This window comes from Streptomyces sp. (assembly GCF_031178505.1).
GTDB classification, from domain to species: Bacteria; Actinomycetota; Actinomycetes; order Streptomycetales; family Streptomycetaceae; genus Streptomyces; species Streptomyces gulbargensis.
Genome location: NZ_JAPSIW010000803.1, coordinates 1 through 3,073 on the forward strand (window position 1 = coordinate 1; position 3,073 = coordinate 3,073).

Annotated in this window: 3 protein-coding genes; all 3 read right to left on the reverse strand. The window is 74.8% G+C overall.

Annotation, left to right across the window (positions count from 1 at the left end; translation table 11 throughout):
* Nucleotides 1-148: 148 nt before the first annotated feature.
* Nucleotides 149-1,411, reverse strand: a complete 1,263-nt coding sequence (gene hutI / locus RIF68_RS32605) for an imidazolonepropionase (RefSeq protein ID WP_309054956.1) — start codon at nucleotides 1,409-1,411, stop codon at nucleotides 149-151.
* 17 nt (nucleotides 1,412-1,428) lie between these two features.
* Complete coding sequence (locus RIF68_RS32610; protein WP_309054957.1) at nucleotides 1,429-2,772, reverse strand: formimidoylglutamate deiminase; 1,344 nt, start codon at nucleotides 2,770-2,772, stop codon at nucleotides 1,429-1,431.
* The coding region (locus RIF68_RS32615; protein WP_309054960.1) for a M20/M25/M40 family metallo-hydrolase at nucleotides 2,763-3,073 on the reverse strand (311 nt) is incomplete at its 5' end. The genes RIF68_RS32610 and RIF68_RS32615, both read right to left, overlap by 10 nt.

A 3,073-nucleotide genomic window follows, 5' to 3' on the forward strand; every position in this document is an offset into this window, starting at 1 on the left:
GTGCAGATGTCCCGTCACGACGGCACCTGGGTCGTGGTCCTCGGCCACGCACCCGGTGCCGGGAAGGCCGGCGCCGGCCCGGCGGCCACCGAGCCACCGGGCTAGCGCCCCCCACCCGGTGCGCGTTCCCGGGGCCTCGTCGGTCCTGTCAGTGACCGCTTCCGGCGTACTGCCGGACGCCCGCGCGCCAGACCTCCGTCACCAGCGGCACGCCCGGCCGGTACGCGAGGTGGACGTGGGACGGGGCGTCCAGGAGGGACAGGTCCGCGCGGGCGCCGGCCGTCAGGCGGCCCACGTCCGTGCGGCGGAGGGCGGCCGCGCCGCCGGCCGTGGCGGACCAGAGCGCTTCGTCGGGGGTCATGCCCATGTCCCGTACCGCGAGCGCGATGCAGAACGGGACGGAGGACGTGAAGGACGAGCCGGGGTTGCAGTCCGTGGAGAGCGCCACCGTCACGCCCGCGTCCAGGAGGCGGCGGGCGTCCGGCCACGGGGCGCGGGTGGAGAACTCCGCGCCCGGGAGGAGGGTCGCCACCGTCGACGAGTGCGCCAGGGCGTCCACGTCCTCGTCCGTCAGGTGGGTGCAGTGGTCGGCGCTGGCCGCGTCGAGTTCCACGGCGAGCTGGACGCCGGGGCCGTACGAGAGCTGGTTGGCGTGGATGCGGGGATGGAGACCCTTGGCCTTGCCGGCGGTGAGGATCGCGCGGGCCTGGTCGCCGTCGAAGGCGCCCTTCTCGCAGAAGACGTCGATCCAGCGGGCGTACGGGGCGCAGGCGTCCAGCATCTCGCCCGTCACGAGGGCCACGTACGCCGCCGGGTCGTCGGCGTGGTCCGGGGAGACGATGTGCGCGCCGAGGTACGTCACCTCGTCGGTGTGCTCGGCGGCGATGCGGAGGGCGCGGGCCTCGTCCTCGACGGTGAGGCCGTAGCCGGACTTCGTCTCGATGGTGGTCGTGCCCTGGCGGAGGGCTTCGCCCAGGTAGCGGGCGACGTTCGCGGACAGGGCCTCGTCGCTCGCTGCCCGGGTCGCCGCCACCGTCGTGCGGATGCCGCCCGCCGCGTACGCCTGGCCGGACATGCGGGCGTTGAACTCGGCGGTGCGGTCGCCGGCGAAGACCAGGTGCGAGTGGGAGTCGACGAAGCCGGGGATCACCGCCCGGCCGCCGGCGTCGACCCGGTTGTCAGTGGCGGGTGCTTTGCTGGATTCACCGACCCAGACGACACGGTCGCCGTCGATGACGACGGCCGCGTCCTGGATCAGGCCCAGGGGGGTTCCATCACCGAGGGAGGGATCGTTGGTGACGAGGCTGGCGATGTTGACGATGGCGGTGGCGGTCGTGGCCACGGCGCTGTTCGCGCTGCTGGGCGCCGAGCTCGCCGCCGGGTTGTTCGTCGCCGCGGGGCCGGTGTTCATGGTGAGGGGTGTCTCCTTCAGCCGCGCAGGGCGGCGATCGAGTCCGCGAGGGCCTGGGGCACGTCGGGAACGGTCGCGTGCTGCCCGTCCCGGACGACCTGACGGCCGCCCACGACCGTGTGCCGGACGTCCGCGGCCGACGCTGCGAATACCGCGGTCTCGGCTGCCAGACGCGGCTGTGGCCCCGCTGTCCTGACCGAGTCGAGGGCGATCGTCGTGAAGTCGGCGAGCGCCCCGGGCTCCAGGCGCCCGGCCCCGTCCCAGCCGAGGGCGGCGTGGCCGTCGGCGGTGGCGGCGCGGAGGAGGGCGGCGGCGGTCCAGTGGCCGCGGGTGCGCGAGCGCAGGCGCTCGTCCAGCTCCATGGCGCGCGCCTCCTCCAGGAGGTCGATCACGGCGTGGCTGTCGCTGCCGAGCGACAGGGGGGAGCCGGCGCGCTGGAGGGCGACGGCCGGGCCGATGCCGTCGGCGAGGTCGCGTTCGGTGGTCGGGCACATGCAGGTGCCGGTGCCGGTGGAGCCGACGAGGGCGATGTCGGCGTCGGTCATGTGGGTGTTGTGGACGCCGGTCGTGCGCGGGCCGAGGACGCCGTGGTCGGCGAGGAGCCGGGTGGGGGTGCGGCCGTGGGCGGCGAGGCAGGCCTCGTTCTCGGCGGTCTGCTCGGACAGGTGCACATGGAGGGGAGTGCGCCGTTCGTCCGCCCAGCGGGCGACCGTGGCGAGCTGGTCGGCGGGAACGGCCCGTACGGAGTGGACGGCCGCGCCGATGCGGACGCCGTCGCGGTCCTTGAGGGCGGACACCCGCTCGGCCCACCGCTCCGCCGTGCCGTCCGAGAAGCGGAGCTGGTGCGGTTCGGGGGCCTTGCCGAAGCCGGCGGAGAGGTAGGCGGTGTCGAGGAGGGTGATGCGGATGCCGGCCTCGGCGGCGGCGGCGATCAGGGCCTCGCCCATCGCGTTGGGGTCGGCGTAGGGGGTGCCGCCCGGCGCGTGGTGGAGGTAGTGGAACTCGCCGACGGAGGTGATGCCGGCGAGCGCCATCTCGGCGTAGACGGCGCGGGCGAGGGCGAAGTAGGAGTCGGGGGTGAGGCGCTGGGCGACCGCGTACATGACCTCGCGCCAGGTCCAGAAGGTGCCGGAGCCGACCTGGACGGTGCCGCGCAGGGCGCGGTGGAAGGCGTGGCTGTGGGCGTTGGCGAGGCCGGGGAGGGTGAAGCCGCGCAGCACGATCGCGCCGGGGGGCGGGGCCTCGGTGCCGGTGCGGACGGCGCCGACGCGGCCGTCCGCGGTGACGTCCAGGGCCACGCCCGGCTCGGCGTGGGTGCCGAGCCAGGCGTGCTCCAGCCAGTACGTGGTCGTCAGCGGCACGCCAGGTCCTCCAGTACGTCGGCGAGGGCGCGGACCCCGGCCACGCAGTCGTCCTCGGCGGCGAACTCGGCCGGTGAGTGCGAGACGCCGGTGGGGTTCCGTACGAACAGCATGGCGGTGGGGATCGATGCGGACAGAATCCCCGCGTCGTGGCCGGCGCCGGTACCGAGGACCGGTGTCTTCTCGCCGAGCACGCGGGACAGCTCGTCGCGCAGGGCGTGCGAGAAGTCCACGACGGGGGTGAAGGACTCCCGGACGACGGCGAGGTCGATGCCGTGCCGGTCCGCGTAGGCGCGGGCGG

What these genes read in the sequence shown, in the direction of transcription:
- hutI (WP_309054956.1), bottom strand. Translation starts at nt 1,411, where the DNA reads ATGAACACCGGCCCCGCGGCGACGAACAACCCGGCGGCGAGCTCGGCG.